This is a genomic window from Cupriavidus sp. Agwp_2, assembly GCF_040784895.1.
Classification (GTDB): domain Bacteria; phylum Pseudomonadota; class Gammaproteobacteria; order Burkholderiales; family Burkholderiaceae; genus Cupriavidus.
The window spans coordinates 1,454,674-1,470,557 of the sequence record NZ_CP088084.1 but is presented as its reverse complement, the minus strand read 5'-3'; the positions used below and the strand labels follow the sequence as shown (position 1 = coordinate 1,470,557).

Here is a 15,884-nt window from a genome sequence, read left to right as displayed (position 1 = left end):
CGCCGTCCCGTGTCAAGGAATATTCGACATCTAAGATAAATGCGCGCAGGCGTTGAAGATCAGCGTGACGCAGCGTTACCTTGTCGAAAGGAGTGGAGTTGCATCCGCAATAAGGGCGCGGTGCCGCCGTACCGCTAGCGCCCGAACTGCGCCAGCACCGTTCCGATCGACTCCAGCCCGGCCTCGATCATGTGTTGCATGTAGGTGCCCATCTGCGGCATCACCAGCATCAGCACCAGGAAGCCGCCCGACAGCGTGACCGGGAAGCCCACCGCGAAGATCGACAACTGGGGCGAGGCGCGGTTCAGGATGCCCATGGCCAGGTTCAGCGTCAGCAGCGCCGCGATCATCGGCAGCGCCAGCAGCAGGCCCGATGCGAACACCATGCCGCCGGCGCGCGCCACTGCCATCGCGCCGCCCGCCGACAGCGGCGTGCCACCAACAGGCAGTCCGTTGAAGCTGTCGACCAGAGCGCCCAGCATCATCAGGTGGCCGTCCAGCGCCAGGAACAGCAGCACCGCGATGATATTGAGAAAGCGCGACAGCACCATGGTCTGCCCGCCGGCGGAGCGATCGAAGAAGGAGGCGAACGACAGGCCCATCTGCAGGCCGATGATTTCGCCCGCCTGCTGCACCGTGGCAAAGACCAGGCGCATGACAAAGCCGGTGGCCAGGCCGATGCCGACCTCGTTGAGGATGATCAGCAGGCCCTCGAAGGAGTACACCGGCACCGCCGGCAGCTGCGCGATGGTGGGCGACACCACCATCGCGATCATCGCCGACAGCGCGATCTTGGCGCGGCGCGGGATGGTCGATTCACCGAACAGCGGCGCGGTGCCGATCAGCGCCAGGATGCGGAAGAAGGGCCACAGGAATGCCGCGAGCCAGCCGTAGAGCTGGGCTGAGGTGAATTCGACCACGGCAGTCTGTCAGCAGGGCGAAAGGAGGGAGGCGTCAGTGCGCCAGCGCGGGGATGCTCTGGAACACCTCGCGCATGTAGTCGACCATGGTATTGATCATCCACGGGCCGGCCAGCACCATGGTGGCAAACAGCGCGATCAGCTTGGGGATGAAGGTCAGCGTCATCTCGTTGATCTGCGTCGCGGCCTGGAACAGGCTCACCACCAGGCCGGCCGCCAGCGCCACCAGCAGCAGCGGCGCGGCCAGCAGCAGGGTCATCTTCATCGCCTGGGTGGCGATGGTCATTACGGTTTCCGGTGTCATGGCTCGGGTCCTGCGGAAGGAATGCGGAGGGCGAGGCCAGGGCCTCAGTTCATGAAGCTCTGCGCCAGCGATCCCAGCAGCAGCTGCCAGCCGTCCACCAGCACGAACAGCATCAGCTTGAACGGCAACGAGATGGTGGCCGGCGGCACCATCATCATGCCCATCGCCATCAGCACGCTGGCGACCACCAGGTCGATGATCAGGAACGGGATAAAGATGGTGAAGCCGATCTGGAACGCGGTCTTCAGCTCGCTGGTGACGAAGGCGGGCACCAGGATGCTCAGCGGCACTTCTTCCGGGCCCTGCATTTCCGGCGCCTTGGCCATCTGCGCGAACATGGCCAGGTCCTTTTCGCGGGTCTGGCGCAGCATGAAGGCCTTGAGCGGCTCGGCGGCCCTGGCGGCGGCCGTTTCCAGGCTGATCTTGTTTTCCGACAGCGGCTTGTAGGCGTCGTTGTAGACGCGGTCGAACACCGGCCCCATCACGAAGAAGGTCAGGAACAGCGACAGTCCCACCAGCACCTGGTTGGGCGGCGAGGTGGCCGTGCCGAGAGCGTTGCGCAGCAGGCCCAGCACGATGATGATGCGGGTGAATCCGGTCATCATCAGCATCGCCGCAGGCAGGAATGACAGCGAGGTCAGCAGCACCAGCGTCTGGATCGGCAGCGACCAGATCTGGCCGCCGCCCGGGACGGGCTTGCTGATAACGCCGGGCAGCTGCTGCGCCCAGGCGGGCGCGGGCGCCAATGCCAGCACGGCGGCGGCAAGGGTCAGGACCAGGGCAATCGACAACGGGCGGCAGCGCGCGGCCACGGCAAGGCGGGGCCGAAAACGGCGCCGCCATGCGGCACGCAGGGAATTCATGACTTGAACTGGGATTGCAGCGAACGCAGCAGCTTCTCGGCGAAGGTGCCGCCGGTCGGCGGTTGCGGCATGCCGGTGGCGTGTGCCGGGGTCAGCGGGTCGGCGGAGGTACTGCCAGTGGTGTGCGCCGGCATGCTGTGCAGCGGGCGGATTTCGCCGGGGCTGACGCCCAGCACCAGCCAGGTATCGCCGACTTCCACCAGCACCAGCCGCTGGCGCGCGCCCAGCATGGTGCTGCCGACTACCTTCATCACCCCGCCGGTGGCATGGCGCACCAGCCCGGCACGCCGCGCCAGCCAGGCCATGCCGAGGATCAGCGCGATCACGGCAAACAGCCCCAGCCCGGCCTGCGCCAGGCTGCCCGCGCCGCTGATGGCCGGTGCCGGCTTGTCGTCGGCGGCCAGTGCCAGCGCCGGGGTCAGTGTCGGGGTTAGCGCGGCGAGACTGGCGCCAGCCGCCCAAAGGCGGCCAGCACCGCGCGTGGGGTACTTCCGGACGGTCATTTGTTCAGCTTGCGGATGCGTTCGGACGGCGTAATGATGTCCGTCAGGCGGATGCCGAATTTGTCGTTCACCACCACCACCTCGCCCTGCGCGATCAGGTAGCCGTTGACCAGCACGTCCATCGGCTCGCCGGCCAGCCCGTCCAGTTCGACCACCGAGCCCTGCGCCAGCTGCAGCAGGTTCTTGATGGGCACCTTGGTGCGGCCCAGCTCGACCGTCAGCTGCACCGGGATATCGAGGATCATCTCGATATCGTTGTGGAAGCCGCTGGTCGCTTCCTTGGCCAGCGGCTGGAAGACGGTGGCGGCGGCCGGCGTGGCCGCGGGCGCCGCGGCCGGGATCTCGGCAGCTGTGGCGCTGGTCTGCTCCGCCAGCGCGCTGGCCCAGTCGTCCATCGGATCGACCGGCTTGTCCTCGAAGCCGTCACTCATAATCGGTGTCCTCGGTGTCCAGGTGGGATTGGCCGTCCTGGTGATTGATCATTCGTTCTACCCGCAGCGCGTACTGGCCATTCATGGTGCCGAAGCCGCACTGCATCACGGGCACGCCGTCCACCTTGCCGAAGATCTTCTCCGGCAGCTCGATCGGCAGCACGTCGCCGGCGCGCAGCGCCAGCACTTCGGCCACCGTGCTCTGCAGGTGCGCGAACTCGGCGACCAGTTCCACTTCGGCCGCACGCAGCTGCTTTGACAGCTGGTTGACCCAGCCCTTGTCGACTTCCTTCTCGTCCTGCAGCGGATTCATCAGCAGGTCCTTGAGCGGCTCGATCATCGCGTACGGCAGGCACACGTGGAGCTGTCCGCCGACGGCGCCCAGTTCGATATGGAAGGCGGTGGTCACCACGGCTTCGTTCTGCGTGGCGACATTGGCAAACTTGGTGTGCATCTCCGAGCGGATGTACTCGGTCTCGATCGGATGCACGGTGCGCCAGGCGCTGCCATAGCTGGCCAGCGTCAGTTCCAGCATGCGCTGGATGATGCGCTGCTCGGTCTGGGTGAAGTCGCGTCCTTCCACGCGGGTGTGGAAGCGGCCGTCGCCGCCGAACAGGTTGTCCACCACCAGGAACACCAGGTTCGGGTCGTAGACGAACAGCGCCGTGCCGCGCAGCGGCTTCAGGTGGACCAGGTTCAGGTTGGTCGGCATCGGCAGGTTGCGGGCGAAATCGCCGAACTTCTCGATCCTGACGGTGCCGACAGAAATATCCGCGCCGCGGCGGATGAAATTGAACAGCGCCGAGCGCAGCGACCGCGCGAAGCGCTCGTTGATGATTTCCAGCGTGTGCAGGCGGCCGCGGATGATGCGTTCCTGCGTCGCCAGGTTGTACGGGCGAACCCCGCTGTCATCCAGCGCCGGCTCGCTGGCCTTGGGCGTATCGGCCTCGCCGGATACGCCCTTGAGCAGCTCGTCGACCTCGTCTTGCGAGAGGAACTTGTCGTAGGCCATCTGGTGTCCTGCCCCTTGTGCGGCTTTATGCGGCTTTTATGCGGCGTTATGGATGAAACCGTTGCGGCGTGCCCAGGCGCGCATCACCGTGCCCGGCGGCATGCGGTGGCGGGGTCTGGCTGGGTGGCGGCGGACAGTTTCATATCGGTTGCGGGGCAGGGCGCAAGCGGGCGCTTACTGCACCACGAAAGAGGTGAACAACACATCCAGCACGCGCTGGCCGGGCAGTCCGGTGGCGAAGGGCTGGGCGATGGTGGTGCGGATGTCGTCGGCCAGCTTGCGCTTGCCTTCGACCGTGGCCAGATCCGCGGGCTGGCGTGCCGACAGCAGCAGCAGGATGCGGCTGCGTGCCTCGGGCAGGTACTGCGCCAGGCGCGCCTGCGTCTCGGCATCCGCCACCTTCAGCGACAGGCCGGTATGCAGGAAGCGGTCGCCGTCCTCGCTCTTCAGGTTGACGGTGAACGCATCCAGCGGCACGAAGATCGGCGGCGGAATGACCGGGGTTGCCGGCGCGGCGGCAGCCGCGGGCTGGCGGTTGCTCAGCACGCTGCCCAGCACGAAGCCTCCGGCACCCAGTGCCAGGACAAGCACGCCGCCGCCGATCAGCAGCAGCCGACCGCGCTTGCCTGTGTTGCTGCCAGTCCGGGAAGGGGAAGCCGTGTTCGCCATGAGAAGCCTGTGTCGGAATGCCTGCCATTCTTCCGGAATCGCAGGCCAGCAAAGGGCCGAAAAAAAGGGGGAAACCCTTTCAGCTTGGCCGTTTGAGCGGAAAGGGGGCAGGCATGGCTACGCTAGCGGGCGCTTTGTGGTGCGCGCCTGCAGGGGGGTTAACGAGTGGTGGGGCGGGAACTTGAGGTATTGGGGTTATTGGGGGATCTGTGATTTTTTGCCTGGCGGCTGCCAAGCCGAAGGCACATAGGCAAGAAGCAATCATTCCCTACTGCTCTACTCAGGTAGTCCCTATGCAAGCCCATCAAGTCTTCTATTCAGGACAGCATTGATTCTTAACGTTTTTCCAAAACCAACTCTTATATAAGATATAAGACATTTGACCGATGCCCCCCGACGTACTACAATCGCGACGTCAAAGGAAGTTTTTCAAAACCTAATTACTCAGCAGGTTCCCATGCTTGAAAACTATCGCGCACATGTGGCCGAGCGCGCCGCGCTTGGTATCCCTCCTCTGCCCCTGACCGCCAAGCAGACGGCCGAGCTGATTGAACTGCTGAAGAATCCGCCCGCAGGCGAAGAGCAGAACCTGGTTGAGCTGATCACCAACCGCGTTCCCGCCGGCGTGGACGACGCCGCCAAGGTCAAGGCCTCGTACCTGGCCGCCGTCGCCCTGGGCAAGGAAAAGTGCGCGCTGATTTCCCGCGCCAAGGCCACCGAACTGCTCGGCACCATGCTGGGCGGCTACAACATCTCGCCGCTGATCGAGCTGCTGGACGACGCCGAAGTCGGCGCCGTCGCCGCCGACGCGCTGAAGAAGACCCTGCTGATGTTCGACGCCTTCCACGACGTGAAGGAAAAGGCGGACAAGGGCAACGCCAATGCCAAGGCCGTGCTGCAAAGCTGGGCCGACGCCGAGTGGTTCACCAGCCGCCCGGAAGTGCCGCAAAGCCTGACCATCACCGTGTTCAAGGTGCCGGGCGAAACCAACACCGACGACCTGTCGCCGGCCCCGGACGCCACCACCCGCCCGGACATCCCGATGCACGCGCTGGCCATGCTGAAGAACAAGCGCGAAGGCGCGGCGTTCCAGCCGGAAGAAGACGGCAAGCGCGGCCCGATCAAGTTCATTGAATCGCTGAAGGACAAGGGCCACCTGGTTGCCTACGTGGGCGACGTGGTCGGTACCGGCTCCAGCCGCAAGTCGGCCACCAACTCGGTGCTGTGGTTCACCGGCGAAGACATCCCGTTCATCCCGAACAAGCGCTTCGGCGGCGTGTGCCTGGGCAACAAGATTGCCCCGATCTTCTACAACACCATGGAAGACGCCGGCGCGCTGCCGATCGAGCTGGACGTGTCCCAGATGGAAATGGGCGACGTGGTCGAACTGCGCCCGTACGAAGGCAAGGCCCTGAAGAACGGCGCCGTGATCGCCGAGTTCAAGGTCAAGTCCGATGTGCTGTTTGACGAAGTCCGCGCCGGCGGCCGCATTCCGCTGATCGTCGGCCGTGGCCTGACCGCCAAGGCGCGTGAAGCGCTGGGCCTGGCCCCGTCGACGCTGTTCCGCCTGCCGCAGAACCCGGCCGACACCGGCAAGGGCTTCACGCTGGCCCAGAAGATGGTTGGCCGCGCCTGCGGCCTGCCGGAAGGCAAGGGCATCCGCCCGAACACCTACTGCGAACCGAAGATGACCTCGGTGGGCTCGCAGGACACCACCGGCCCGATGACCCGCGACGAGCTGAAGGACCTGGCCTGCCTGGGCTTCTCGGCCGACCTGGTGATGCAGTCGTTCTGCCACACCGCCGCCTACCCGAAGCCGGTCGACGTCAAGACCCACCACACCCTGCCTGAGTTCATCAGCACCCGCGGCGGCATCTCGCTGCGCCCGGGCGACGGCGTGATCCACTCGTGGCTGAACCGCATGCTGCTGCCCGACACCGTCGGCACCGGCGGCGACTCGCACACCCGCTTCCCGATCGGCATCAGCTTCCCCGCAGGCTCGGGCCTGGTGGCCTTTGCCGCTGCCACCGGCGTGATGCCGCTGGACATGCCGGAATCGGTGCTGGTCCGCTTCAAGGGCCAGATGCAGCCGGGCGTGACCCTGCGCGACCTGGTCAACGCCATTCCGCTGTATGCCATCAAGCAAGGCCTGCTGACCGTGGCCAAGCAAGGCAAGAAGAACATCTTCTCGGGCCGTATCCTGGAAATCGAAGGCCTGCCCGACCTGAAGGTCGAGCAAGCGTTTGAACTGTCGGACGCTTCGGCAGAACGTTCGGCTGCCGGTTGCACGGTGCGCCTGAACAAGGACCCGATCATCGAATACATCAACAGCAACATCACGCTGCTGAAGTGGATGATCGCCCAGGGGTATCAAGACCCGCGCAGCCTGCAGCGCCGCATCCAGGCGATGCAGGGCTGGCTGGCCGATCCGAAGCTGCTGGAGCCGGACGCCGACGCCGAGTACGCCGCCGTGATCGAGATCGACCTGGCCGACGTGCATGAGCCGATCGTGGCCTGCCCGAACGACCCGGACGACGTGAAGACCCTGACGGATGTGGCCGGCGCCAAGATCGACGAAGTCTTCATCGGTTCGTGCATGACCAACATCGGCCACTTCCGCGCAGCCTCCAAGCTGCTGGAAGGCAAGCGCGACATCCCGGTCAAGCTGTGGGTGGCCCCGCCGACCAAGATGGACCAGAAGCAGCTGACCGAGGAAGGCCACTACGGCGTGTTCGGCACCGCCGGTGCCCGCACCGAAATGCCGGGCTGCTCGCTGTGCATGGGCAACCAGGCACAGGTGCGCGAAGGCGCGACCGTGATGTCGACCTCGACCCGCAACTTCCCGAACCGCCTGGGCAAGAACACCAACGTGTACCTGGGTTCCGCCGAACTGGCGGCGATCTGCTCGCGTCTGGGCCGTATCCCGACCAAGGACGAGTACATGGCCGACATGGGCGTGCTCAACGCCAACGGCGACAAGATTTACAAGTACATGAACTTCGACCAGATCGAGGACTTCAAGCAAGTGGCGGACGGCGTGACGGTCTGAGCTTCGCACTGAGCTGGCAAGGGCGCCGCACAACGGCGCCCCACACGGCAAGACGAAACCCCGCATCTCGCAAGAGATGCGGGGTTTTGCATATTGGCCTGCGGCCCCCGGCATGGTTTGCATCGGCGGGCTATCATCCGTGGTTTCAGCTATCCGATGCCCGCCACGCGCCGGGCACCGCGCCACCGGAGCCCACGTGTCCGATCTGTCCGCTTTCCCCATCACCCGCAAATGGCCGGCGCAGCATCCCGACCGCATCCAGCTCTATTCGCTGCCAACGCCGAACGGCGTCAAGGCATCGATCATGCTGGAAGAGAGCGGCTTGCCGTATGAGCCGCACCTGGTGCGCTTTGACACCGACGACCAGCTCTCGCCGGAATTCCTGTCGCTCAACCCGAACAACAAGATCCCCGCGCTCCTCGACCCCAGCGGCCCGGGCGGCAAGCCACTGGCGCTGTTCGAATCGGGCGCGATCCTGCTGTACCTGGCCGACAAGTCGGGCAAGCTGATCCCGGCGGACCCGGCACGGCGCTACGAGACCATCCAGTGGCTGATGTTCCAGATGGGCGGTATCGGGCCGATGTTCGGACAGGTCGGCTTCTTCCACAAGTTTGCCGGCAAGGCCTATGAAGACAAGCGCCCGCGCGACCGCTACGTGGCGGAGAGCCGGCGCCTGCTGAACGTGCTCGAGCAGCGCCTGGCGGGCCGCACATGGATCATGGGCGATGAGTACACCATTGCCGACATCGCGACTTTCCCATGGGTGCGCAACCTGGTCGGCTTTTACGAGGCGGGCGACCTGGTCGGCTTCAAGGACTTCGCCAACGTGCGGCGCGTGCTGGACGCGTTCGTGCAGCGTCCGGCGGTGGTGAAGGGGCTGGATACGCCGCATCGGGGCTGAGCGCCGGCGCATGGCGGGCGGGCGTGGGCAATGTCCTACGCCGGGCCTTCCCGGGCGCCTACAGAGGGGCCGGCAGCCCGCTCCTATAGTCGAGAAGCGGGCACATCCTGCATTGCCCGAGGAGTCCGGACCATGCCGCTGCCCAAGCCCTTCCCGTCTTCTTTCCGCCTGTGCGGCGCAGCGCTGCTGGTGGGCGCTGCAGCGGCGCTTTGCGCCTGCAGCGAATCGGCGAAGCTGCCTTCGGAGGCCGGATTCGGCCCGACGCCGCAGCTGCCGCCGCCGAACAAGACCTCCATCCCCACCGTCAAGATCGCACCCGCCATTGGCTGGTCCGAGGGCCAGCGCCCGGTGCCGGCCGAGGGCATGGCGGTGACCGCCTTCGCCGACAAGCTCGATCACCCGCGCTGGGTCTACGTGCTGCCCAACGGCGACGTGCTGGTGGCTGAGAGCAATGCCCCGCCCAAGCCCGACGACGGCAAGGGTATCAAGGGCTGGATCATGAAGAAGATGATGAAGCGCGCCGGCGCCGGCACGCCCAGCGCCAACCGCATCACGCTGCTGCGCGACAGCAACGGCGACGGCGTCGCCGACCAGCGCTCGGTGTTCCTGAAGGACATCAACTCGCCGTTCGGCATGGTGCTGGTCGGCAACGACTTCTACGTGGCGGCCACCGACGCCGTGCTGCGCTTCCCGTACCAGGCCGGCCAGACCCAGATCGCCGCGGCGCCACAGAAGGTGGCGGACCTGCCCGGCGGGCCGCTCAACCACCACTGGACCAAGAACATCATCGCCAGCCGCGACGGCAGCAAGCTCTACGTGACGGTGGGCTCGAACAGCAACGTGGCCGAGCATGGCATGGACAAGGAAGTGGGCCGCGCCGCGATCTGGGAGGTTGACCCCAGGAACGGCACGCACCGCATCTTTGCCAGCGGCCTGCGCAATCCCAACGGCATGGCGTGGGAGCCGGTCACGGGCGTGCTGTGGACCGCGGTCAACGAGCGCGACGAGATCGGCAGCGACCTGGTGCCGGACTACATCACCTCGGTGCGCGATGGCGGCTTCTATGGCTGGCCGTACAGCTACTACGGCCAGCATGTCGATGAGCGCGTCAAGCCGCCGGCGCCGGAACTGGTGGCCAGGGCGATCGCGCCCGACTACGCGGTCGGCGCGCATACCGCGGCGCTGGGGCTCGCGGCGGCCACCGGCAACAGCCTGCCGGCGCGCTTCCAGGATGGCATGTTCGTGGGCCAGCATGGCTCGTGGAACCGGCGGCCGCTGGCGGGATACAAGGTCATCTTCGTGCCGTTCAGCAACGGCCGGCCGAATGGCGCGCCCTTCGACGTGCTGACCGGCTTTGTCGACGGCGAGGGCAATGCACGCGGCCGGCCCGTGGGCGTGGCGATCGACAAGCGCGGCGGGCTGCTGGTGGCGGACGACGTCGGCAATGTCATCTGGCGCGTGAGCGGGACGAAATAGCGGCTGTGCCGGTGCCGGTGCCGGCCCGGCCAGCGCCGCCTCAAGGAGCGGGTAGGCCCGGCCCGGCTGGGTGCCGCCTGCCTGATCGCCGCCGGCGTGGCCACGCTGCGTTTTGCCTGAGCGCGGCACATTGCGCGGAGGGTGCGAGGAGGTTGCGCGGAGGTTGCGAGGAGATCGCGCGGCCATTGCCAGACCATTGCGACGGCGCCGCGCTGACTATACTTCGCTTGGATGGGGGCGCGGCGCATCAATCGTGCCTGCTTCGTCCCCGCACAAACCGCAGCCTGGACACCGACGCCTGGGAGGGGGGCATGGATCACACCGGAGATTCGTTTCGCGCCTTTGAGCTGGCTGGCTGGGAGGATCCCGAAGTCGTCAGCCGCTACCAGGAGCACCTGTCGCACGTGACCCGGCAATCGATCGAGGCGCTGCTGGACGAGGCGCGCGCCGGCAGCGGGCTGCGTGTGCTCGATGTCGCCAGCGGCTCGGGCCATATTGCCGCGGCCGCGGCGCGGCGCGGCGCCGAGGCCATCGGCATCGATTTCTCGCTGGCGCAGGTGGAGCTGGCGCGCAAGCTCTATCCCGACATCGACTACCAGCAGGCCGACGCGCAGGCGCTGCCCTACGGCGATGCCAGCTTCGATGCGGTGGTGAATGGATTCGGCATGTGCCACCTGTCCGATCCCGATGCCGCGCTGCGCGAGGCCTTCCGCGTGCTGCGCCCCGGCGGGCGCATTGCCTTTACGGTGTGGGATGCCCCCGAGCGGGCGGTGGGCTTCGGCGCAGTCTATGCCGCTATCCGCGCCTATGGCTCGATGGAGGTCGACTTGCCGGCGGGGCCCAATTTCTTTCTTTTCAGCGATCCCAACCAGTGCCGCAGTGCCTTGCAGCAGGCCGGCTTCGTTGCGCCCTCGTGCCGGAACGTGCCGCAGGTGTGGCGCTTTTCCACGCCGGACCAGCTCTTCGATGCGCTGGCGCAGGGCACCGTGCGTGCCGCCGCCACGCTGCGCGCGCAGACCCCGCGGGCGCGCGACGAGATCCGGGCCGTGCTGCGCGGGACGGTGGCCGGCTATATGCGCGGCAGCGGCTTCGAGGTGCCGATGCCGGCAGTGCTGGCCGCCGCGGTAAAGCCCTGAGCCTGCGTCGCCCCGAGCCTGCGTCGCCCCGAGCCTGCGTCGCGCGCCGCCGACCGTCACCTCAAGCCAGCACGCGGCGCCGGCGCGCCATGAAGTCGCGCGGGGTTTGCCCAAGTGCGCGTCGGAACATGGTCGAGAACGCGCCTGCGTGGGCGTAGCCGGTTTCCGCGGCCACATGCGCCAGCGGCCGGCCGCGGCTCATCAGGTCGATCGCGTGGGCCAGGCGCAACTGCTGGCGCCAGCTGCCGAAGCTGGTCTTCAGCTCGCTTTCGAACAGCCGCGCCAGCGTCCGCTCGCTGGCGCCGGTGCGCGCCGCCCATTCGGACAGCGTCAGGCTGGATCCGGGATCTTCCATCAGCGCGTGGCACAGCGCCTGCAGCCGCCGGTCTGAAGGCAGCGCCAGCCCCAATGACAGCGTAGGCGCGGCGGCCAGTTCCTCCACCAGCAGGCTGGCGCACAGCTGACGGCGGCGCTCGCCGAGCGTGTCGTCGTGGGCCAGGGCTTCCATCAGCTCGCGCAATAGTGGCGACACCTCCAGCACCGCGCACGAATCGGCCGACAGCGCGCAGGCCTGCGGCGCGATGTAGCAGGCGTAGAAGCGCACCGTGCCCAGCACCACCACGTTGTGCTCCACGTCGGGCGGGATCCAGACTGCGCGCATCGCCGGCACCAGCCATGTGATGCCGCCGGCGGTGATGCGCAGGCTGCCGCTGATCGGAAACGACAGCTGGCCCCACGGATGGCGGTGCGGGTGGATCACCGCATTGGGCGGCGGACGCCGCAGGTGAGCGATCACCGGGTCGGCGGCGCTGGGGCGTGCGCGCGGCACCGGCGAGTAGACCGGGCGGCGGCGGGCCGGGGCGGCAGGCGCGTCAAGTGAGGCAAGCGAGCCAGGAGTGGGGGCGACTTCGCGTGGCATGGAATCGTAAAAAATTGCCCGATTAGTGTAACTCCGCCAATCGGGGCCGGCCTACGATGCTGACATCGAGTGGCCGCGACCGGGAACGGGACCGGCCAGTTGCCGAACAGGCACCGGCCCGCCGCAATCGCGCGCGGCATGGGACCGGCGCCATTGACGAGACGTTTCTCCATGCCTCCATTCGTACGCCGCGCCGCGGCGCGTTTCGGCCTGGGCGGCCCGGGTGCCGCGCCGGCCACCGCCGGCACGGTGCCGCCCACCACGCCTACCACGCTCGCCACGTCCGCCACGTCCGCCACGCCCACCACGCCCGCCACGCCCGATACCGGCCTGCAGCAGTCTGCCAGGGCCGCCTTCGCCATCGGCGCGTGCATCGCGCTGGTGTTGAGTGCCGGCCACGCCATCGATGCGCCGCCGGCGCTGGTCTGGGCCGCGGCGCTGGTGCTGTCCACCGTGTGCTGCTGGGCGCTCGGCGCCTTGCCCGAGCCCACCGCCACGCTGCTGTTCTTCCTGTGCGCGGTGGTGTTCCATATCGCGCCGCCCAAGGTGGTGTTCAGCGGTTTCGCCTCGCCCGCATGGTGGCTGATGTTCGGCGGCGCGGTCACCGGCGTGGCGCTGCGCAACAGCGGGCTGGCGCTGCGGCTGGCCGATGTTATCTTCCAGCGCCGGATGCACGGCTATCCGCAACTGGTCGCGCTGGTGGCGGTCAGCGCCGTAGGCCTGGCGTTCCTGATGCCGTCCACCACCGGCCGCGTGCTGCTGCTGATCCCGATCGTGCTGGCGCTGGCGGACCGTGTGGGCCTGGCTCCGGGCTCCAACGGCCGCATCGGCCTTGTGCTGACGGTGGCCGCGGCCAGCTATATGCCGCCGACCACCATCCTGCCGGCCAATATTCCCAACAGCGTGCTGCTGGGTGCGGCCAGTTCGCTGTACGGCATCAACCTCAGCTACGGCAGTTACCTGCTGCTGCACTTCCCGGTGCTGGGCCTGCTCAAGACCGTGGTGCTGGTCTGGCTGGTGTGCCGGCTGTTCCCGCACGACGCGCCGCTTGTGGCGGCGCCTGCGGCAGTGCGCGCGCCAATGGGCCGGCAGGAGCGGCTGCTGGCGGTCATCCTGGCGATCGCCGTGGTGGGGTTTGCCACCGATGCGCTGCATGGCATCTCGCCGGCGTGGATCGCGCTGGCCGCGGGCATCGTATGCCTGCTGCCGGGCGTGGGCCTGGTCTCGTCCAAAGCGCTGGCCGAGCAGGTCCACCTGGTGCCGTTGCTCTATGTGGCGGGCTTCCTCGGGCTTGGCGCGGTGGTGGAGTCCACCGGACTGGGCACTGCCGTCAGCCACGCGCTGCTGCACTGGCTGCAGCTGACGCCGGGGAACACGATGGTGAACGTTAGCGCGCTCGGGGCCGTGGGCGCCAGCATGGGACTGATGACCACGCTGCCGAGCCTGCCGGCCGTGTTGTCTCCCCTGGCGCGGGAGTTTGCCAGCGCCACCGGCTTGCCGCTGGAAACGGTGCTGATGCTGCAGGTGCCGGTGTTCTCCACGGTGTTCTTCCCGTACCAGTCGCCGCCGATCGTGATCGCAATGCAGCTGGGCGGGGTCGGGCTGCGCCATGGCACGCGGCTCTGCCTGGCGCTGGCGGCCATCACGGTGCTGGTGTTGCTGCCGCTGGATTACCTGTGGTGGCGGCTGCTCGGGTACCTGCCCTGAGCCAGCGGGTGGTGTTGGACGGATGCCGACAGCTTTTGGCTGACCGTCGGTCTTTCGCCAACGAGTTACCTTCGGATTGACCCGGGAAAGTGCGTCACGCCGCGCTGCAGGCGACGTGGTGGTGGTGGCACGGTCATTGCGGATCAGACAGCGAGCGCGGCGCCGATGCTCGTTGTCCCACCCGCCAGCAATGGCTTCCCGGAGAACTCCGATGAATCCCCAATCCCCCTGCCAACGCGGGCAGGCCGCGTCGCGCCCGCAAAAGAAACTGGTTCACCGTACACGCCGCGCTGTCGTGCTGCTGCGCGTACTGGGGCTGTGCCTGAACAGCGTCGCCTGCGCACAGGCCGAGGCCCCGCAGCCGGTCGCTCGCGCGGCAGTGGCTGTTATCCCCGAACAGAAATTCGCCCCCGGCTACCTCGAGGCCGTGTCCACCGGCTATGACAATGGCGTGGCATGGCAGGAACCGGAAGGCATCGCGCCGCTGCGGCAGCCGCGCGACGTGCGTGGGCCGGCTGCGGGAGATGCCGGCGCGGCGGTGCGACCGGTCGCGGCAAAGCCGCCGGTCCGTTGAGCGGGGTCCGAGGGAGTCAGTGAGGGATTTGCGATTCTCGGTTGGGATCTGCCTACAATGCGTCACACCGGCCATTGCAGCCCCGACCATGGACATCGAACTCGCCCGCACCTTCCTGCAAGTCGTGCGTACCGGCAGCCTGCTGGCGGCCGCTGACAAGCTGCACGTCACGCAAACCGCGGTAACGGCCCGGATCAAGAGCCTGGAGTCGCAGCTGAACTGCCGGCTGTTCGAGCGCAACAAGGCCGGCGCGCGCCTGACCGCCGATGGCCAGCGTTTCCTGGGCTATGCCAGCCAGCTGGTGCAGACCTGGGAGGCGGCGTGCCGCGAGTTGCCGCTGCCGGCGGGGCTGGAAAGCCTGTTCCGCTTTGGCGCGGAGATCAGCCTGGGCAATCCGCTGGTGCTGCTTTGGGCCACGCGCATGCGCCAGCAGATGGCGGCGCTGGCGGTGCGTGCTGAAGTGGGGGAGGGCGAGGCACTGCAGTACAAGCTGCAGTCGGGCACGCTCGACGCGGCGCTGGTCTACCAGCCGGAGTACGCGCCCGGCATGCATGTCGAGGCGCTGATGGAAGAAAAGCTGATCCTGATCCGCTCGACCCAGCGCGACGGCCCCTATGTCTACGTCGACTGGGGCCCGGAATTCCGGCGCCAGCATGACAGCGTGCTGCCCCAGCATGCGCGCGCGTCGCTGTACTTCAACCTGGGGCCGCTGGCGTTGCAGTACATCCTGCAGTTCGGGGGCAGCGGCTATTTCCGCACGCGGGTCGTGCAGAGCTACCTGGACAGCGGCGTGCTGACGCGCGTCGACAGCGAATCGGAATTCTCGTATCCGGTGTTCCTGGTGTGCGCCAGGAAGCCAGCCGGCACGACGCAGGAGGCTGTCCGCATCCTGCGCGATATCGTGCGCGAAGAATCTGACTGGTCGCAGCGCTGGGACGTGCCGCTGTAGCAGGCGCCACTTGCATCAGGCGCGCACCGGTACGGCCTGTGCCGCCAGGACCGGCCATCCCGCGGCAGGCACCAGCCGGTATTGCCGCACGCGCTTGCCGCCGCGCGGCCGGCGTGGCGGCCTCGGTTCCAGGCCGGCGAAACGGCCATGCCGCTGTGCGCGCTCGAATACCGGTTCCGGTACCCGCGTGCCGATCAGCCAGGTGACGGTGCCTCCCAGCGCCACCAGCGCCAGCGCCAGCGCAATCCAGAGGACGGCTTCCATGGTTTCCCGCTCCATCGAATAGGTGTCTGTGCTTCCAGTATTGGCACAAAGCATGCCCGCGGGTAAATGAAAGTTATCGTCGGTTCATATCAATATATTTGCATTGAATCGCTTATGCCGGCAAAACCGGCATGCACACGGCTTGTAGAAAAATCATCTTTTCCGACGAACCTGAGGCACGCGGCACGGCAGACACTCAACCGATCC

Annotated in this window: 16 protein-coding genes; 7 read left to right on the top strand and 9 right to left on the bottom strand. The window is 67.1% G+C overall.

Going from position 1 to position 15,884, the window contains the following annotated elements; all coding sequences use genetic code 11:
• Positions 1–134: 134 nt before the first annotated feature.
• The 7 genes from fliR to fliL all read right to left on the bottom strand — a co-directional run bounded on the left by fliR (position 135) and on the right by fliL (position 4,702).
• Positions 135–920: a flagellar biosynthetic protein FliR gene (gene fliR, locus LPA45_RS24385; protein WP_116318742.1), complete on the bottom strand. Its 786-nt coding sequence runs from the start codon at positions 918–920 to the stop codon at positions 135–137.
• A 34-nt stretch (positions 921–954) separates the two neighbouring features.
• Positions 955–1,224 carry a flagellar biosynthesis protein FliQ gene (gene fliQ / locus LPA45_RS24380; RefSeq protein ID WP_029047088.1) on the bottom strand — a complete coding sequence of 90 codons (270 nt, stop codon included), beginning with the start codon at positions 1,222–1,224 and terminating at the stop codon, positions 955–957.
• Between the two features lie 44 nt (positions 1,225–1,268).
• Positions 1,269–2,087, bottom strand: coding sequence for a flagellar type III secretion system pore protein FliP (fliP, locus tag LPA45_RS24375; RefSeq protein ID WP_317921911.1), 819 nt, complete (start codon positions 2,085–2,087; stop codon positions 1,269–1,271).
• The gene (fliO, locus tag LPA45_RS24370) at positions 2,084–2,590 is read right to left on the bottom strand and encodes a flagellar biosynthetic protein FliO (RefSeq protein ID WP_116318740.1); all 507 of its coding nucleotides are present in this window, start codon (positions 2,588–2,590) and stop codon (positions 2,084–2,086) included. Before fliO ends, fliP begins: the two co-directional genes overlap by 4 nt.
• Positions 2,587–3,021, bottom strand: a complete 435-nt coding sequence (fliN, locus tag LPA45_RS24365; RefSeq protein WP_063239558.1) for a flagellar motor switch protein FliN — start codon at positions 3,019–3,021, stop codon at positions 2,587–2,589. Before fliN ends, fliO begins: the two co-directional genes overlap by 4 nt.
• Positions 3,014–4,033 (bottom strand): flagellar motor switch protein FliM, encoded by a 1,020-nt coding sequence (gene fliM / locus LPA45_RS24360; protein WP_317921906.1) that lies wholly within the window; start codon positions 4,031–4,033, stop codon positions 3,014–3,016. The genes fliN and fliM overlap by 8 nt, the downstream gene beginning before the upstream one ends.
• A gap of 174 nt (positions 4,034–4,207) precedes the next feature.
• Positions 4,208–4,702: a flagellar basal body-associated protein FliL gene (gene fliL / locus LPA45_RS24355; protein WP_116318738.1), complete on the bottom strand. Its 495-nt coding sequence runs from the start codon at positions 4,700–4,702 to the stop codon at positions 4,208–4,210.
• A gap of 457 nt (positions 4,703–5,159) precedes the next feature.
• On the opposite strand from fliL, the gene acnB reads away from it, so the two are divergent.
• From acnB to LPA45_RS24335, 4 genes are all read left to right on the top strand, one after another.
• Entirely contained in the window at positions 5,160–7,751 is a 2,592-nt protein-coding gene (gene acnB, locus LPA45_RS24350) for a bifunctional aconitate hydratase 2/2-methylisocitrate dehydratase (RefSeq protein ID WP_116318737.1), read from the top strand.
• Positions 7,752–7,947: 196 nt separating this feature from the next.
• Positions 7,948–8,652, top strand: coding sequence for a glutathione S-transferase N-terminal domain-containing protein (locus LPA45_RS24345; RefSeq protein WP_116318736.1), 705 nt, complete (start codon positions 7,948–7,950; stop codon positions 8,650–8,652).
• A gap of 132 nt (positions 8,653–8,784) precedes the next feature.
• Complete coding sequence (locus LPA45_RS24340; RefSeq protein ID WP_116318735.1) at positions 8,785–10,128, top strand: sorbosone dehydrogenase family protein; 1,344 nt, start codon at positions 8,785–8,787, stop codon at positions 10,126–10,128.
• A 311-nt stretch (positions 10,129–10,439) separates the two neighbouring features.
• A complete protein-coding gene (locus LPA45_RS24335) occupies positions 10,440–11,264 on the top strand; it encodes a class I SAM-dependent methyltransferase (RefSeq protein ID WP_116318734.1) in 825 nt (274 codons plus the stop codon).
• 61 nt (positions 11,265–11,325) lie between these two features.
• Here LPA45_RS24335 and LPA45_RS24330 read toward each other — a convergent pair whose 3' ends face one another.
• Positions 11,326–12,183, bottom strand: coding sequence for a helix-turn-helix domain-containing protein (locus LPA45_RS24330; RefSeq protein ID WP_116318733.1), 858 nt, complete (start codon positions 12,181–12,183; stop codon positions 11,326–11,328).
• 171 nt (positions 12,184–12,354) lie between these two features.
• On the opposite strand from LPA45_RS24330, the gene LPA45_RS24325 reads away from it, so the two are divergent.
• The 3 genes from LPA45_RS24325 (at position 12,355) to LPA45_RS24315 (ending at position 15,413) form a co-directional block, all read left to right on the top strand.
• The gene (locus LPA45_RS24325; protein ID WP_317921898.1) at positions 12,355–13,890 is read left to right on the top strand and encodes an SLC13 family permease; all 1,536 of its coding nucleotides are present in this window, start codon (positions 12,355–12,357) and stop codon (positions 13,888–13,890) included.
• Positions 13,891–14,101: 211 nt separating this feature from the next.
• Complete coding sequence (locus LPA45_RS24320) at positions 14,102–14,464, top strand: hypothetical protein (protein WP_317921897.1); 363 nt, start codon at positions 14,102–14,104, stop codon at positions 14,462–14,464.
• 88 nt (positions 14,465–14,552) lie between these two features.
• On the top strand, positions 14,553–15,413 hold the full coding sequence (locus tag LPA45_RS24315; protein ID WP_317921895.1) for a LysR family transcriptional regulator: 861 nt from the start codon (positions 14,553–14,555) through the stop codon (positions 15,411–15,413).
• 15 nt (positions 15,414–15,428) lie between these two features.
• On the opposite strand, the gene LPA45_RS24310 is transcribed toward LPA45_RS24315, so the two are convergent.
• Positions 15,429–15,677 carry a hypothetical protein gene (locus tag LPA45_RS24310; RefSeq protein ID WP_116318730.1) on the bottom strand — a complete coding sequence of 83 codons (249 nt, stop codon included), beginning with the start codon at positions 15,675–15,677 and terminating at the stop codon, positions 15,429–15,431.
• Between the last annotated feature and the right edge of the window lie 207 nt (positions 15,678–15,884).